This is a genomic window from Mesorhizobium sp. M0960 (assembly GCF_040319055.1).
In the GTDB taxonomy this organism is placed as follows: Bacteria; Pseudomonadota; Alphaproteobacteria; order Rhizobiales; family Rhizobiaceae; genus Mesorhizobium.
On record NZ_JAMYNN010000006.1, the window covers coordinates 203192 to 218432 of the forward strand.

Annotated in this window: 15 protein-coding genes; 14 read left to right on the forward strand and 1 reads right to left on the reverse strand. The window is 64.1% G+C overall.

The annotated features are described in order from the left end of the window. Window positions 1-38 precede the first annotated feature (38 nt). Window positions 39-1316 carry a 4-aminobutyrate--2-oxoglutarate transaminase gene (locus NKH63_RS14650; RefSeq protein ID WP_352515768.1) on the forward strand — a complete coding sequence of 426 codons (1278 nt, stop codon included), beginning with the start codon at window positions 39-41 and terminating at the stop codon, window positions 1314-1316. A 1-nt stretch (window position 1317) separates the two neighbouring features. On the opposite strand, the gene NKH63_RS14655 is transcribed toward NKH63_RS14650, so the two are convergent. Next, a complete protein-coding gene (locus NKH63_RS14655) occupies window positions 1318-2571 on the reverse strand; it encodes an NAD(P)/FAD-dependent oxidoreductase (protein ID WP_352918025.1) in 1254 nt (417 codons plus the stop codon). A gap of 423 nt (window positions 2572-2994) precedes the next feature. Between NKH63_RS14655 and NKH63_RS14660 the strand changes: the two genes are divergently transcribed. From NKH63_RS14660 to NKH63_RS14720, 13 genes are all read left to right on the forward strand, one after another. Then, window positions 2995-4287, forward strand: coding sequence for an imelysin family protein (locus NKH63_RS14660; RefSeq protein WP_352918066.1), 1293 nt, complete (start codon window positions 2995-2997; stop codon window positions 4285-4287). Window positions 4288-4342: 55 nt separating this feature from the next. Then, window positions 4343-4654 carry a (2Fe-2S)-binding protein gene (locus NKH63_RS14665; RefSeq protein WP_254816251.1) on the forward strand — a complete coding sequence of 104 codons (312 nt, stop codon included), beginning with the start codon at window positions 4343-4345 and terminating at the stop codon, window positions 4652-4654. Then, the gene (gene bfr, locus NKH63_RS14670) at window positions 4620-5105 is read left to right on the forward strand and encodes a bacterioferritin (protein WP_352493762.1); all 486 of its coding nucleotides are present in this window, start codon (window positions 4620-4622) and stop codon (window positions 5103-5105) included. Before NKH63_RS14665 ends, bfr begins: the two co-directional genes overlap by 35 nt. A 96-nt stretch (window positions 5106-5201) precedes the next feature. Then, window positions 5202-6725, forward strand: coding sequence for a di-heme oxidoreductase family protein (locus NKH63_RS14675; RefSeq protein ID WP_502896332.1), 1524 nt, complete (start codon window positions 5202-5204; stop codon window positions 6723-6725). After that, complete coding sequence (locus NKH63_RS14680) at window positions 6725-7801, forward strand: imelysin family protein (protein WP_352918029.1); 1077 nt, start codon at window positions 6725-6727, stop codon at window positions 7799-7801. The genes NKH63_RS14675 and NKH63_RS14680 overlap by 1 nt, the downstream gene beginning before the upstream one ends. 2 nt (window positions 7802-7803) lie before the next feature. Next, a complete protein-coding gene (locus NKH63_RS14685) occupies window positions 7804-8910 on the forward strand; it encodes a DUF1513 domain-containing protein (protein ID WP_352918031.1) in 1107 nt (368 codons plus the stop codon). 160 nt (window positions 8911-9070) lie between these two features. Further along, a complete protein-coding gene (tsaB, locus tag NKH63_RS14690) occupies window positions 9071-9748 on the forward strand; it encodes a tRNA (adenosine(37)-N6)-threonylcarbamoyltransferase complex dimerization subunit type 1 TsaB (RefSeq protein ID WP_023719577.1) in 678 nt (225 codons plus the stop codon). After that, entirely contained in the window at window positions 9748-10242 is a 495-nt protein-coding gene (gene rimI, locus NKH63_RS14695; RefSeq protein ID WP_023719576.1) for a ribosomal protein S18-alanine N-acetyltransferase, read from the forward strand. Before tsaB ends, rimI begins: the two co-directional genes overlap by 1 nt. A gap of 21 nt (window positions 10243-10263) precedes the next feature. After that, the gene (olsA, locus tag NKH63_RS14700; protein ID WP_023719575.1) at window positions 10264-11064 is read left to right on the forward strand and encodes a lyso-ornithine lipid O-acyltransferase; all 801 of its coding nucleotides are present in this window, start codon (window positions 10264-10266) and stop codon (window positions 11062-11064) included. Window positions 11065-11127: 63 nt separating this feature from the next. Next, on the forward strand, window positions 11128-12537 hold the full coding sequence (gene miaB / locus NKH63_RS14705) for a tRNA (N6-isopentenyl adenosine(37)-C2)-methylthiotransferase MiaB (protein WP_352918033.1): 1410 nt from the start codon (window positions 11128-11130) through the stop codon (window positions 12535-12537). A gap of 83 nt (window positions 12538-12620) precedes the next feature. After that, complete coding sequence (locus NKH63_RS14710) at window positions 12621-13613, forward strand: PhoH family protein (protein WP_023719573.1); 993 nt, start codon at window positions 12621-12623, stop codon at window positions 13611-13613. Window positions 13614-13630: 17 nt separating this feature from the next. After that, window positions 13631-14128: an rRNA maturation RNase YbeY gene (gene ybeY / locus NKH63_RS14715; RefSeq protein ID WP_352483242.1), complete on the forward strand. Its 498-nt coding sequence runs from the start codon at window positions 13631-13633 to the stop codon at window positions 14126-14128. Between the two features lie 28 nt (window positions 14129-14156). Then, a complete protein-coding gene (locus tag NKH63_RS14720; RefSeq protein WP_352483241.1) occupies window positions 14157-15230 on the forward strand; it encodes a hemolysin family protein in 1074 nt (357 codons plus the stop codon). Window positions 15231-15241: the final 11 nt, after the last annotated feature.

Below are 15241 nucleotides of genomic sequence, written 5' to 3' on the forward strand. Positions count from 1 at the left end.
ATCAAACGAGAGCGGGCGCCGGCCCGGCGAGGGGTACGATGACAAATTCAGCCATTTCCGAACGCAAGAACCAGTCGATTTCCCGCGGCGTCGGCATGACCACTCAGATCTATGCCGATCGCGCCGAAAATTCGGAGATCTGGGACGTCGAAGGCCGCCGCTATATCGATTTCTCGTCCGGCATCGCTGTCGTCAACACCGGCCACCGTCACCCTAGGGTGATCGAAGCGGTCAAGGCGCAGCTCGACCGTTTCACCCACACCTGCTACCAGGTCGTGCCTTATGAGAGCTATATCAGGCTGGCAGAACGGCTGAACGGCATGCTCCCCGGCAAGTTCGACAAGAAGACGATTTTCCTCACCACCGGCGCCGAGGCGGTCGAGAACGCGATCAAGATCGCCCGCAATGCCACCGGCCGGCCGGCGGTCATCGCCTTTTCCGGCGGCTTTCACGGCCGCACCTTCATGGGCATGGCGCTGACCGGCAAGGTCGTGCCTTACAAGGTCGGCTTCGGCGCCATGCCGGCGGATGTTTTCCATGCGCCGTTCCCGGTGGCGCTGCACGGCGTCTCGGTCGCCGATTCGCTGGCCGCGCTCGACCGGCTGTTCAAGGCCGATGTCGACCCGGCCCGCGTCGCCGCGATCATCGTCGAGCCGGTGCAGGGCGAGGGTGGCTTCTACGAGGCGCCGCGCGACTTCATGACCGCATTGCGCAAGATCTGCGACCAGCACGGCATGCTGCTGATCGCCGACGAAGTGCAGACCGGCTTTGCCCGCACCGGCAAGATGTTTGCCATGGACCACCACGAGGTGGCGGCCGACATCACCACCATGGCCAAGAGCCTGGCCGGCGGCTTCCCGCTGGCGGCCGTCACCGGGCGTGCCGAGATCATGGATGCGCCGAGCCCCGGCGGGCTCGGCGGCACCTATGGCGGCAGCCCGATCGGCGTCGCCGCGGCGCATGCCGTGCTCGACGTCATCGATGAGGAGAAGCTCTGCGACCGCGCCAACACGCTAGGCAACCGTCTGAAGCAGCGCCTGCAATCGATCCGCGACGAAGCGCCTGAGATTGTCGATATCCGAGGACCCGGCTTCATGAACGCGGTCGAGTTCAACGATGTGACGAAGGGGCTGCCGTCGTCGGAACTCGCCAATGCGGTGCGGCTGAAGGCGCTCGACAAGGGCCTGATCCTGCTGACCTGCGGCGTCTACGGCAACGTCATCCGCTTCCTCGCGCCGATCACCATCCAGGACGCCGTCATGAACGAAGCGCTCGACATCCTCGAAAGCTCGATCCGCGAAGTTCGCGCCGCCTGAGCTATCCGGCCGCTCTTGCAGGCTCTGCCTGCTGGAAGGCGGCGAGCGCCGCCTTCAGCCCGTCGGGCCCGGTCGCGACAATCTGCGGCGACGGCGAAAAGCCGGCGCCGAGCATCTTGCGGCCAAGCATATGGTCGCCGGGCCGGTTGACCGATTCGATGCCGAGCAGCCGGCTTGCGGCGTAGTGGTAGATCGAGAATTTGTTTTCGGCCACGTCGCCCAGCACGACATGGCTGTCGCCGCCCGCAATCAGGCCGACCATCTGCAGCTTCATGTCGCCGATATCGGACCAGAACCACGGCACCGCCGAGTAATTGTCGGCATGGCCGATGATGGTGCGCGCGGCGAGCCGCGCCTGGTCTGTGGCGTTCTGCACCGATTCCAGCCGCACATCGCCGCCGGTGAACCAGTGCCGGTAGGAGGCGGCGTCGCCGATGGCGAGGATTTCCGGCACCGACGTGCGCATCTGCTGGTCGACGCGGATGCCGTTCGCGATGGCAATACCGGCGGCTTCGGCCAATTCGACATTCGGCACGACGCCAATGCCGATGACGACCATCTGTGCCGGCAATCTCTCGCCGGACGAGGTGATTGCAGCCGAAACACGGCCGTTCTCGCCCTCCAGCCGTTCGATGGTGGTGCCGGTGAGGACGCGCACACCGGTGGCTTCCAGCCGCTTGCGCACATGGCCGGCGATGACCGGCGCCACGGCGCGGCCGAGCAGTCGGTCGATCGCCTCGACCACCGTGACCTTGCGGCCGGCGGCGGTGAGCGTCGCGGCAATCTCCAGGCCGATGAAGCCGCCGCCCAGGATGACGGCCTCCTCGCTTTGCGCGCTCAATTCGCGGATCAGGCGGGCATCGCCGAGCGAGCGCAGCGACACAACGCCGGAAAGCTCCGAACCCGGCAGCGGCAGCAGGCGCGGCCGCGCGCCGGTGGCGAGGACCAGCCGCTCGAACGGCAGCACGCCGCCGCCCGATATCTCCAGCCGGCGGCCGCCTACATCGAGGCGCTCGATCCGGAGGCCTGGCCGGTAGTCTATGGCGCTGCCGGTATAAAAAGCCTCGCCGCGCAACGGCTGCGGCTTTGCTTGCTGATCCTTGATGAAGGTCTTCGACAGCGGCGGCTTGTGGTAGGGCAATTCGTTTTCGTCGCCGATCAGGATCACCGGCCGGTCATAGCCCTCTTCGCGCAGGCTGGCAGCCGCTTGCACGCCCGCATGACCCGCACCGACAATGACAACCCCGTTCTTCATAACAGCCCGATTCCTCATCCAAATCTAGGACGTCCCGCCAGGTGGCGATTGTCCGGTGCCGCCGCAAGAGTGCCGATCCGGGTCGCACCCGGAACGGCCGCCTGTCAATCGCTTCATGCGGCGGCATTCCTGATAGATCGGTGTTAAAGTTGACAGTTCTAGTTTAGAATAATTCTAAACTATTGTTTCAATTGAATTTTTTCTACGCCACCAGTTGACATCCCGCGTCTTCGCCGTTTTATGGAAGCTCGCGCGTCAGCGCATCCCTTTGATGTCTGGGCCTTGAACCCTTTCGATTGGAGGCATTTCGGTGTCTTTCTTCCGCGAACCGCGCGATGGCGCGACCCTTCTTTGCCCGCTGGCAACTGCCCGCCGCGGCGCCGGCATTTCATTGATTCCCGAGGAGAGACAGTCATGATAACGATGATCACGGCGCGGTATGGCGGCAGGCTTGCGGCGATCGGCGCCACCGCGATGCTCACGGCGGCGGTGTTCGTGCTGCCGGCCAAGGCGCAAACCGATGCTAAGGCGGTCATCAAGACCTATTCCGACATTGCGCTCGCCAAATACGAGGATTCGCTGATCACGGCCGAGGCGCTCGACAAGGCTGTCGATGCACTGCTCGCCAAGCCATCGGCCGAAACGCTGAACGCCGCCCGCGAGGCCTGGAAGGCATCGCGCGTTCCCTATCAGCAGACCGAGGTCTATCGCTTCGGCAATGCGATCGTCGATGACTGGGAAGGCAAGGTGAACTCCTGGCCGCTCGACGAGGGCTTGATCGACTATGTCGCCAAGGGCTACGGCACCGAGTCGGACGCCAACGCGCTCTATACCGCCAATGTGATCGCCAACAAGTCGATCGAGATCAACGGCAAGAAGGTCGACGCTACCAATCTGACGCCGGAGTTCCTCTCCGGCACCCTGCAGGAAGCCGGCGGCATCGAGGCCAATGTGGCGACCGGCTATCACGCCATCGAATTCCTGCTATGGGGCCAGGACCTGCACGGCACCGGTCCTGGCGCCGGCGAGCGGCCCTACACCGATTACGATCTTGCCAATTGCACCGGCGGCAATTGCGACCGTCGCGGGCAGTACCTGAAATCGGCGAGCGACCTTCTGGTTTCCGATCTCAAGGACATGGTCTACGATTGGAAGGAAGGCGGCGCCGCCCGCAAGAACCTTGTCGATGGCGAGCCGAACGCCGCCATTTCGACCATCTTCACCGGCATGGGCTCGCTGTCCTATGGCGAGCTCGCCGGCGAGCGGATGAAGCTCGGCCTCTTGCTGCACGATCCGGAAGAGGAGCACGATTGTTTCTCCGACAACACTTACAACTCCCATCTCAATGACGCCGTCGGCATCCGCGCCGCCTATCGCGGCAGCTACACGCGGCTTGACGGCACTGTCGTCGAGGGCCCGTCGGTGGCCGACATGGTCAAGGCGGCCGATCCGGCGATCGACAAGGAATTGTCGGACAAACTGGATGTCACCGTCGCCAAGATGGAGGCCATCAAGGCGCGGGCGCTTGCCGGCGAGGCCTATGACCAGCAGATCGGAGAGGGCAACACGGAAGGCAATGCCACCGTGCAGGCGGCGATCGACGCGCTGGTCGATCAGACCAAGTCGATCGAACGCGCCGTCGGTACCCTGAAGCTCAATGCCATAGCCTTCGAGGGATCGGACAGCCTCGATTCACCGGACAAGGTGTTCCAGTAAACTATCGAAACCACCAGCCACGCGGCGCAATGAGCGCCGTCAGCCAGAGCGCCAAATGCTGATCTGCCATTGCAACATCATCACCGAAAAGGAGATAGAGCAGACGATCGTCGGACTGCTGGATGAGGACCCTTGGCAGCTTATCGTGCCGGCGAAGGTCTATCATGCCATGCACAAGCGCGGTCGCTGTTGCGGCTGCTTCCCAAATGTGGTCGAAACGATCATTCGGGTCACCGAAAATTACCACACCCGCTCGGCGGCGAGCGGCGTGGACATTGTTTCACACCTGGATCGCGTCAGAGGCCTGCGCGTCCAATACGGGAGCAGAACCCATGAAAGGCGAACAGCAGATCATAGAGCGGCTTAACGAGGCTCTGTTTCTGGAACTTGGAGCGGTCAATCAGTACTGGGTGCATTTCCGGCTGCTGGAAGACTGGGGATACGCCAAGCTGGCGAAGAAGGAACGCGCCGAATCGATCGAGGAAATGCACCATGCCGACCGGCTCGTGGCGCGCATCATTTTCCTCGAGGGCCATCCGAACCTGCAGTCCGTGGCGCCGCTGCGCATCGGGCAGAATGTCAAGGAAGTGCTCGAATCCGATCTTGCCGGCGAATATGACGCGCGCACTGCCTACAAGCGGTCGCGCGAGATCTGCAACGAGGCAGGCGACTACGTGACGATGAAGCTGTTCGAGGAATTGCTGACTGACGAGGAAGTTCACATCGACTTCCTCGAGACGCAACTCGATCTGCTGGCCTCGATCGGCGAAGAAAAGTATGGCCAGCTCAACGCGGCGTCGGCCGACGAGGCGGAATAAGGACATGCGGGAATGCGGCGCACCCTAGATTTCATGCGCCGCTTGCGGCCGGCCGAGCATTGCGGCCCGCCGCCTCAGAAGAAGCCGCGATACGGAATGGTTCGCGGCGCTTTTCTTGCCGTGGTGGCGACGCTCACAGCCTCGGCGCTGGCCGGAGCGCCGCAACCGGCGGGCCTTGCCACCAGCCGCACCGATCTGGCGCCGAAGGATCTGGCGCGCGTCATCGCCATTACCAGGCCGACCAGCGATTTCTCCAAGCCCGAGCAATTCGAGCTAATGCAGGGCGGCGCCGGCACCTCGAAGAAGGACGTCAACAAGGACGCCTTCTCGCAATCCTCTGCCAACATCAGCTTCGAGGAAGAGGGCACCTTCAAGCTCGGCAACGCCATTTTCCGCAAGAACTGGGTGTCCTCGCCATCCTCGACACAGGCCTCGGATGGGCTCGGTCCGCTGTTCAATGAGCGCGGCTGCCAGAACTGTCATCTGAAGGACGGCCGCGGCCATCCGCCCGAAGGCGACAGCGGCACCACCTCGATGTTCCTGCGCCTGGCAAGGCAAGCCAGTACCGAGGAGGAGGAAGCCGCGCTCGCCGATCACAAGGTGCTCAACTTCCCCGACCCGGTCTATGGCACGCAATTGCAGGAATTGGCGGTACCCGGCCTGCAGGGCGAGGGCAGGATGCATGTCGACTATCAGGACGAGAAGGTGAAATTGGCGGATGGCAGCACGGTGTCGCTGCGCAAGCCGAGCTATTCGGTCGAGGGCCTCGCCTACGGGCCGCTCGACCCGCACACCACGCTGTCGCCGCGCATGACGCCGCCGATGATCGGCCTCGGCCTGGTCGAGCAGATCGCTCCTGCCGACATCCTTGCGCGTGCCGATGCGGCCGACCGCGATGGTGACGGGATTTCCGGCAGGCCCAACATAATACGTGACGGCAGCAGCGGTGAACTGACGCTCGGCCGTTTCGGCTGGAAGGCGCAGGCGGCATCGATCCGCCAGCAATCGGCGGACGCTTTTGCCGGTGATATCGGCATTTCGACGCCCGAGGTGCCGAAGCACTGGGGCGATTGCACCTCCGGAGAAAAGACCTGCCTTGCCCTGCCTAACGGCGTGCAGGAGCGCCTCGGTCCGGTCGAAGCGCCGCCGCCGATCATGGACCTCGTTACCTTCTATTCGCAAAACCTTGCCGTGCCGGCCCGGCGCGGTCTCGACAGACCGGACGTGCTCGCCGGCAAAAAACTGTTCTACGATATGGGCTGCATCTCCTGCCATACGCCGAAATTCGTCACCCGTCGCGGCACCCCGAATAAGGCGCAGGCCTTCCAGCTGATCTGGCCGTATTCCGATTTCCTGCTGCACGACATGGGACCAGGCCTTGCCGACGGGCAGGCGGTGGGCGAGGCCACGGGAAGCGAATGGCGCACGCCGCCGCTGTGGGGCATCGGGCTCACCCAGACCGTCAGCGGCAACACCTTCTTCCTGCATGACGGGCGCGCGCGCAGCCTGGCCGAGGCGATCCTGTGGCATGACGGCGAGGGCCAGAAGGCGCGTGACCGCTTTGCCGCCGCTGATGCGGCCGATCGCGATGCGCTGATCAAATTTCTGGAGTCGCTCTGATGCCGAAGCGTCTTGCGCTTGCGCTCGCTCTGCTGGTCCTCAACGGTGCGCTGCCAGCATCCGCGGCGGTGAAGGCTTCGGATGTGATCCAGCGGGCGACCGACGGCTTCGTCCGCCCGGCCTACGCCAGGCTGCATGACCATGCGGACGGCTTGGCGAAGATCATGCACGCGCTTTGCCAGGCGCCCTCGCAAGACAATCTCGATGCGGCACGCGCCGAATTCTCGGGTGTCGTGGATGCCTGGTCGGTGGTGGAAATCATCCGTTTCGGGCCGATCTCCGAAAACAACCGGCTTGAGCGCATGCTGTTTTGGCCGGACCGCAAGAGCATCGGCCTGAAGCAGGTGCAGGCAGCACTTGCCGGCAAGGATCCGACAGCCGCCGATCCGGCCCAGCTGGCGACAAAGAGCGTCGCCATGCAAGGGCTCGGCGCACTGGAATTCGTGCTCCATGGTGACGGCGCCGATCAATTGGCCGGCAGGGACGCCGCCTATCGCTGCGCCTACGGTGCGGCCATTGCCGGCAATATCGAGGCAATCGCCGGCGAGGTCAGCGATGCCTGGACCAAGCCCGACGGTTTTGCCGCGCTCTGGGCCAATCCGGGTCCGCAGAACGCGCTCTATCACGGCGGCACCGAAGCGGTGACCGAACTGGTCGGCGTCTTCATCAACGAGCTGGAAATGGTGCGCGACGTGCGCCTGAAAGGCTTCCTGGGCGCCAAGCCGGAGGCCGACAAACCGAAACAGGCGATCTATTGGCGCTCGCAAAACACCGCCCGCTCGCTGACCGGGAACCTGGCGGGCATGGACGCGCTGTTCCAGGCCTCGCAGCTTGGCGACGCGCTGCCGCCCGATGCGCGCTGGATGGCGGAATCGGTTCACATCCAGCTCACCAACGGGATCGAGGCGGCCAAGGCGATCAGGGGTCCGATCGACAAGGCACTTGCCGATCCGGCGCTGCGCCGCAAGCTCGATTATTTCTCGCTGGTGACATCCGGCCTGACGACCCTGATCGGAACCAGGCTGACCGCCGAATTTGGCCTGACCGCCGGGTTCTCGTCACTGGACGGCGACTGATCATGAGGACGCCGCTGATCGATCGGCGCGATTTCCTGAGGGCCGCAGGCGCTGGTTTCGTAGCGGCGATGGCGCCCTCGGCCTGGGCAAAGACACTCGACGCCGACGCGGTCTTCGCCACCGCTTTCGTCAAGCGCGACGGCAGCTATGGCGCGGCCGTCCTGTCCGAGGCCGGCAAGTTGTTGCACACGATCGATCTGCCCGATCGGGGCCACGACGTTACTTTCGACCCGGTGTCGAAGCAGTCGGTGGTGTTTGCCAGGCAGCCGGGCACCTTTGCTGTCGTCTTCGACCATACCGGCCGCGATGAACCGCAGACCATTGCCAGCGTTGCCGGCCGACATTTCTTCGGCCATGGCGTGTTCTCGGCCGACGGCACGCTGCTCTACGCCACCGAGAACGATTTCGACAATGCCGCCGGCGTGGTCGGCGTCTATGACGCGCATGCGAAATTCAAGCGCATCGGCGAGTTCCCGACCTACGGCATGGGCCCACACGAGCTTTTGCTGCTTTCCAATGGCAGGACGATTGCTGTGGCTAATGGCGGCATCGAGACGCATCCGGATTATGGCCGCGCAGAGCTCAATATCGCAACGATGAAGCCGTCCTATGTTCTGGTCGACCGCCTTACCGGCGATCTCACCGAAAAGCACGAATTGCCGCCGGCGCTGCACCAACTGTCGATCCGCCATATGGATGCCGACCGGTCCGGCACCGTCTGGTTCGGCTGTCAATACAGGGGGCCGGGTACCGATCGTCCCCCGCTGGTCGGCCGCGCGCCGCGCGGCAAGGACTTGCAATTGCTCGACATGTCGCAAGACGTGCTCTCCGGCTTCAGGAACTATATCGGCTCGGTCGCCGCCAACCCTGCCGCCGGCACCATCGCCGTGTCTTCGCCTGAGGGGAATTCGCTTGCCGTGATCGACACCGCCAGCAGCCGCATCGTCGCTACCAAGGCGCTGGTCGAGGTCTGTGGCGTGGCGCCCGATGGGAAAAGCTTCATGGCGACGACGGGCGCCGGCGAAATTGTCGAGGGCGGTGGCACGATCCGTTCCGAGCCGGACTATGTCTGGGACAATCACGTGCTGCGTATCGAGCAGATCGGCTAATCCTGGCAACGGTTTGTGGCAGTTGCGTTCGTCGAAACTTACCTTCTTGGACCCACACTCCAAGCAAGTCGCCTGAAGATTTGTGGATATTCCCCTTGCGGGGATCAGCCCTGGCGGGCAGAGGGAGGCTGCTTTCGAAACTGTCTCAACCGGGCGCTTCATGAAGTTGCTTGCCATCGACTGTGCCGCCAATCTCTGCGCCGCCTGCGTCTACGACGCGGCGGCCGGGAAAGAACTCGGCCGTTCGGTGCTCGATCTCGGCAAGGGTCATGCCGAGCATCTGATGGGTGTCATCGAAGGGGCGTTGAAGGCGGCCGGAACGGACTTTACCGGCCTCGGCGCCATTGCCGTTGCGACCGGTCCGGGCTCCTTCACCGGTCTGCGCGTCGGCGTCTCGGCGGCGCGCGGCCTTGCGCTGGCGCTGAAAATCCCCGCGATCGGCGTGACGACTCTGGAGGCGTTGGCCGCAGAGGCCGCAGCGATATTTCCCCGCCGCGCCGTGCTCGCCGCGCTCGATGCAGGCCGCGAGGAGATCCATGCGGCGCTTTACGATGAGAGGTCGGTTCTGATCTATGGTCCGGCTGTGACCACGCTCTCGCAAGCCGCAGCCATGGCGACCGACATCTCTCCGGTTCTGGCGGGCACGGCGGCAACCCAAATTGCCGCGGCGGCCGGGCGCAGCTTCGATCTCGGCGGGACGGCGGCCACCGCCGACATCGCCGTCTATGCCCATCGGGCCGCAGCCAAGGGCGAGGGCGAAAAGCCGAAACCGCTCTATCTGCGCGGCGCCGACGCCAAGCCGCAGGCCGGCTTTGTTTTATCGAGGCAAAAAAACTGATGCGCATTCCGTTCCTCCAGCCGCGCCGCAGGGACTATGCGCTCGAGCCGCTGACAATTGCCGACAGCGCGGCCATGTCGGTGCTGCATCGCGAGGATTTCGCGCGGCCGTGGACCGACGACGAATTCGCCGCACTGCTCGAGCAGGACACCGTGTTCGGCTATGCCGCGCGCGAGACCGGACAGGGCGCCAAGCCGCCGGTCGGCTTCGTGCTGGCGCGGCTGGCGGCCGGCGAGGGGGAGGTCCTGACGGTCGCGGTGGCACGCTCGCATCGGCGCCGGGGGCTCGGCTGGCAATTGATGGATGCGGTGCTGCGCGAATTGCACGCACAGCGCGCCGAGGCACTTTTCCTCGAGGTCGACGAGACCAACGTCGCTGCGATCGCGCTCTATCGGCGGCTTGGCTTCCGCGAGGTCGGCAAGCGCGCCAACTATTACAAATCGCCGGAACACGGCCCGACCGGCGCGCTTGTCATGCGCCGCGATCTTCGCTAGCCAAACGCCGGGGTGGTGCGGATGATCGGAAAAATCAGGATTTTCCTGGCGCTGGGGCTGGTTGTCGTCGGCTCATTGGTGCTTGTGCCGCTGCAGGTCCTGTCGATGAGGACCGGGCTCTGGCGCGAGACCTTCATCCTGAAGATCTGGCACAGGATGATCGTCAGGGCGCTGGGGCTGCGCATCCATGTCAAGGGGGCGCTGTCCGGCCAGCGCCCATTGCTGATTGCCGCCAACCACATCTCCTGGACCGACATCATGGTACTGGGTTCGATGGTCGACGTGACGTTCATCGCCAGGGCCGACATGGCCGGCTGGCCGTTGATCGGCATGCTGTCGAAGCTGCAGCGCACTGTCTTCATCGAACGTGAGCGCAAACGTTCGTCGGGCGACCAGGCGAGCGAGATCGCCGGCCGCATGGCTAAGGGCGACGCCATGGTGCTGTTTGCCGAAGGCTCGACCGGCGACGGCAACATGATCCTGCCGTTCAAGAGTACGCTGTTCGGCGCCGCTACAATGGCGATTGCGGAAGGGGCGGCCGAACAGGTCTTCATCCAGCCGGTGGCGATCGTCTATACGCGCCTGCATGGCGTGCCGCTCGGCCGCCGGCATCGGCCGGTTGCCGCCTGGATCGGCGATGAAGAGCTGATGCCGCATCTGAAGGTGCTGATGGCCGAGGGCGCCCTCGACGTCGAGGTGCATTTTGGCGAGGCGATTGCTTTCTCCAAGGGCTCCAGCCGCAAGGAAACGGCAAAGCAGATGGAACGCCAGGTGCGCGAGATGGTGCAGGCGGCGCTCGCCGAGCCGCGCCCGAGCCGGTAAGCTGCGCGGGTTCCGGCCAGATTCGTCTGTTTTTTGTCAGGGAAAGGCGCTAGAAGCCGCGAAATGGAATTGAACACGATAGAACGCGACGACACCGGCGCTGCCGCCGAAGACCTGGTCGTTCTGCCTGCCGCGACCAGGAAGGTCTTCGTCAAGACCTATGGCTGCCAGATGAACGTCTACGATTCGCAGCGCATGACCGATGCGCTGGCGGCTGACGGCTATGCCCCGACAGACGCTATCGGCGAGGCCGATCTGGTGCTGCTCAACACCTGCCACATCCGCGAGAAAGCGGCGGAAAAGGTCTATTCCGAACTTGGGCGCATCCGTGAGTTGAAGGCCGAGCGTGCAAGGGCCGGGCGCGAAATGCTGGTCGGCGTCGCCGGCTGCGTGGCGCAGGCCGAGGGTGCCGAGATCATCCGCCGCTCGCCGGCCGTTGACCTGGTCATCGGCCCGCAGACCTACCACCGGCTGCCCGGTGTGCTGGCGAGGGCGCGGAGCGGCGAAAAGATCGTCGAGACCGACTATGCCGTCGAGGACAAGTTCGAGCATCTGCCGCAGCCGAAGCGCGCCGAACTGATCAGGCGCGGCGTGACGGCGTTCTTGACCGTTCAGGAAGGCTGCGACAAGTTCTGCACCTTCTGTGTCGTGCCCTACACGCGCGGCTCGGAAGTCTCGCGGCCGGTGGCACAGATCGTCGCCGAGGCCGAGCGCCTGGCGGATGCCGGCGTGCGCGAGGTGACGCTGCTCGGCCAGAACGTCAATGCCTGGCATGGAAGAGGTGAAAACGGCGCGGAATGGGGCCTTGGCCGGCTGCTGTTCAGGCTGGCCGAGATTCCGGGCCTGGCGCGCCTGCGCTACACAACCAGTCATCCACGCGACATGGACGATGAATTGATCGCCGCCCATCGTGATTTGCCTACGCTGATGCCCTATCTACATTTACCGGTGCAATCCGGCTCCGACCGCATACTCAAGGCGATGAACCGCAGGCATATGGCCAAGGACTATCTGACGTTGATCGACCGCATCCGTGCCGCACGGAACGACATTGCGCTGTCGGGCGATTTTATCGTCGGCTTTCCCGGCGAGACGGAAGCCGATTTCGAGGCGACCATGCAGTTGGTCGAAGACATCAACTATGCCTCGGCCTTTTCGTTCAAATATTCGCCGCGCCCCGGCACGCCGGGCGCCGAGATGAGTGATCATGTGCCGGAGGCGGTCAAGGACGAGCGCCTGCAGCGGCTGCAGGCGCTACTGCTGAAACAGCAGCAGGATTTCGGCGCAAGCCTGATCGGCAGGACCATCGACACGCTGATCGAAAAGCCGGGCCGCCAGGCCGGCCAGAAGGTTGGCCGCTCGCCCTGGCTGCAGCCGGTTATTGTTGATGAAAAGGCCGGTGAAATCGGTGACATTATCCAGGTACGAATCACGAAGACGGGCTACAACAGCCTGTTCGCCGAATTGGCCTGAAGGCCTCGGCAGATGAGGAGAGACGGTTGAGCGCTGCTGAAGTGAAGAACCTGCCCCAGAACCTACCCTCGGGGGCCTCGGATATGGCGCACATCGTACTGACTTTCGACAACAACAAGCTTGCCAGCGCCCTTTACGGCCAATTCGACGAGAATCTGGCCAGACTCGAGCAGAAGCTCGGCGTCGACATCCGCTCGCGCGGCAATCAATTGACCATCAAAGGCTCTTCCTCGGCGGCCGAGCAGGCACGCCGCGCCTTGGACAATCTTTACGGAATTCTGCAGAAAGGCACCGATATCGGCCAGTCCGATGTCGACGGCGCTGTGCGCATGGCGATCGCCGCCGACGACCAACTGACGCTGCCGACACTGGAGCGCAAGGGCAAGGTGTCTGCCGCCCAGATATCGACGCGCAAGAAGACGATCTATGCCCGCTCGCTGAACCAGGACGCCTATATGCGCGCGCTGGAGCGGTCGGAACTCGTCTTCGGTATCGGCCCGGCCGGCACCGGAAAGACCTATCTGGCGGTGGCGCATGCGGCAATGCTGCTCGAACGCGGCATGGTCGAACGCATCGTGCTGTCGCGCCCCGCGGTCGAGGCCGGCGAACGGCTTGGCTTTCTGCCGGGTGACATGAAGGAGAAGGTCGATCCTTATCTGCGGCCGCTCTATGACGCGCTCTACGACATGATGCCGGCCGACAAGGTCGAGCGGGCGATTGCCGCCGAGGTCATCGAGATCGCGCCGCTGGCGTTCATGCGCGGCCGTACGCTGGCGCACGCTGCCGTCATCCTCGACGAGGCGCAGAACACCACGCCCATGCAGATGAAGATGTTCCTGACCCGGCTCGGCGAGAACTCGCGCATGATCGTCACCGGCGATCCGACCCAGATCGATCTGCCGCCAAACACCAAGTCCGGCCTGGTCGAGGCGCTGAGAATCCTCGACGGCGTCACCGGCATGGTGACGGTCCGCTTCAACGAAGGCGACGTCGTCAGGCATCCGCTGGTCGCCGAGATCGTCAAGGCCTACGACCGCGACGGCAAGCTGGCCAGGGGCTTGGGTGTCGAAGGCTGATATGATTATGCGGCCGCATGGCTGAGGAGCAAAAGGCGGGGGGGCCGCTTCCCGTCGAGATCGATATCGCGATCGAGGCCGGAGATTGGCCCGCCGAGACGACGCTGACGCGGCTGGTCGACCATGCCGTCTCGGCCGCCTTTGCCGAAACCGGTGCGGACGGGCGTTCCGAGCTCAGCATCCTCTTTTCCGACGATGCCCATATCCGCACGCTCAATGCCGGCTGGCGCGGCAAGGACAAGCCGACCAACGTCCTGTCTTTTCCGGCTTTTCCGTTTGCCCGGGGCGGGCCGCTGCCGCCGATGCTCGGCGACATCGTGCTGGCCGCCGAGACGGTCGCGCGCGAGGCGGCACTGGAAGACAAGCCGGTCGAGGACCATATCTCCCATCTCGTTATCCATGGCCTGCTGCATTTGCTGGGCTACGATCACGAAACCGACGCCGAAGCGGAACTGATGGAAGCGACAGAGCGCGCAGCACTTGCGAGGCTTGCCATTCCCGATCCCTACACGTAATTACAAAAGATCAATTGACCGGACGATGATGAACGACAAACCAGAGACTGCCGCCCGCCCCGATGCCGGCAGTGCGATCAAGCCTTCCGAAACGACGGAAGAGGGCTCGAGTCCGAGTACCACGACCGGCAGCTTCGCCAGCGAGGCATCGCCTGCCGGTCCTTCCCTGTTCGATCGCGTGCTCGGGCTTTTCAGGCACCGCAACGGCACCAGCCTGCGCGAGGAGATTGCCGGTGCGCTTGCCGAAACGGCGAGCGATGCGGAATCCTTCTCGCCCGGCGAACGCGCCATGCTCAACAATATCCTGCGTCTGCGCGAAGTGCGCGTCGAGGACGTCATGGTGCCGCGCGCCGACATCGAGGCGGTCGAGATCACCACGAAGCTGGGTGATCTTCTGGGGCTCTTCGAACAGTCCGGCCATTCCCGCATGCCGGTCTATTCGGAGACGCTCGACGACCCGCGCGGCATGGTCCATATCCGCGACGTGCTGGCGCACATCACCAAGGTCGCCCGCGTCCGAAAGGGCAGGACGACCAGGAAAACCGCGGTCGCAACGGTTCTCGATCTCGCCCAGGTCGATCTGGCGCGCACCATCGGCGATCTCAACCTGATCCGACCGGTGCTGTTCGTGCCGCCGTCGATGCTCGCCTCCGACCTGATGGGGCGGATGCAGACGACACGGACCCAGATGGCGCTGGTCATCGACGAATATGGCGGCACCGACGGTCTCGTCTCGCTCGAGGATATCGTCGAGATGGTGGTCGGCGACATCGAGGACGAGCACGACGACGACGAGCCGATGATCACCCAGGCCGGCGAAGGCGTCTTCATCGTCGACGGCAAGGCCGAGATCGACGATGTCGCCAAGATGATCGGCGAGGATTTCGCCGCCGGCGAGCACGGCGAATATGTCGACACGATCGGCGGCATGATCTTCAACACGCTTGGCCGGGTGCCGGCGCGCGGCGAAGTGGTGCAGGCCATACCCGGCTTCGAGTTCCATGTGCTCGACGCCGACCCACGCCGCGTCAAGCGCGTGCGCATAGTCGAAACCCTGAAGGGCGAGCGCCGCCGCCGCGCCGCCCGCACCGAGCAGGCTTGAAGGACGCGGCT

What these genes read in the sequence shown, in the direction of transcription:
- bfr (WP_352493762.1), top strand. Translation starts at nt 4,620, where the DNA reads ATGAAAGGCGAACAGCAGATCATAGAGCGGCTTAACGAGGCTCTGTTT.
- olsA (WP_023719575.1), top strand. Translation starts at nt 10,264, where the DNA reads ATGATCGGAAAAATCAGGATTTTCCTGGCGCTGGGGCTGGTTGTCGTC.
- NKH63_RS14720 (WP_352483241.1), top strand. Translation starts at nt 14,157, where the DNA reads ATGAACGACAAACCAGAGACTGCCGCCCGCCCCGATGCCGGCAGTGCG.
- NKH63_RS14665 (WP_254816251.1), top strand. Translation starts at nt 4,343, where the DNA reads ATGCTGATCTGCCATTGCAACATCATCACCGAAAAGGAGATAGAGCAG.
- NKH63_RS14685 (WP_352918031.1), top strand. Translation starts at nt 7,804, where the DNA reads ATGAGGACGCCGCTGATCGATCGGCGCGATTTCCTGAGGGCCGCAGGC.
- NKH63_RS14655 (WP_352918025.1), bottom strand. Translation starts at nt 2,571, where the DNA reads ATGAAGAACGGGGTTGTCATTGTCGGTGCGGGTCATGCGGGCGTGCAA.
- NKH63_RS14675 (WP_502896332.1), top strand. Translation starts at nt 5,202, where the DNA reads ATGGTTCGCGGCGCTTTTCTTGCCGTGGTGGCGACGCTCACAGCCTCG.
- rimI (WP_023719576.1), top strand. Translation starts at nt 9,748, where the DNA reads ATGCGCATTCCGTTCCTCCAGCCGCGCCGCAGGGACTATGCGCTCGAG.
- NKH63_RS14680 (WP_352918029.1), top strand. Translation starts at nt 6,725, where the DNA reads ATGCCGAAGCGTCTTGCGCTTGCGCTCGCTCTGCTGGTCCTCAACGGT.
- ybeY (WP_352483242.1), top strand. Translation starts at nt 13,631, where the DNA reads ATGGCTGAGGAGCAAAAGGCGGGGGGGCCGCTTCCCGTCGAGATCGAT.
- NKH63_RS14650 (WP_352515768.1), top strand. Translation starts at nt 39, where the DNA reads ATGACAAATTCAGCCATTTCCGAACGCAAGAACCAGTCGATTTCCCGC.
- miaB (WP_352918033.1), top strand. Translation starts at nt 11,128, where the DNA reads ATGGAATTGAACACGATAGAACGCGACGACACCGGCGCTGCCGCCGAA.
- NKH63_RS14710 (WP_023719573.1), top strand. Translation starts at nt 12,621, where the DNA reads ATGGCGCACATCGTACTGACTTTCGACAACAACAAGCTTGCCAGCGCC.
- tsaB (WP_023719577.1), top strand. Translation starts at nt 9,071, where the DNA reads ATGAAGTTGCTTGCCATCGACTGTGCCGCCAATCTCTGCGCCGCCTGC.
- NKH63_RS14660 (WP_352918066.1), top strand. Translation starts at nt 2,995, where the DNA reads ATGATCACGGCGCGGTATGGCGGCAGGCTTGCGGCGATCGGCGCCACC.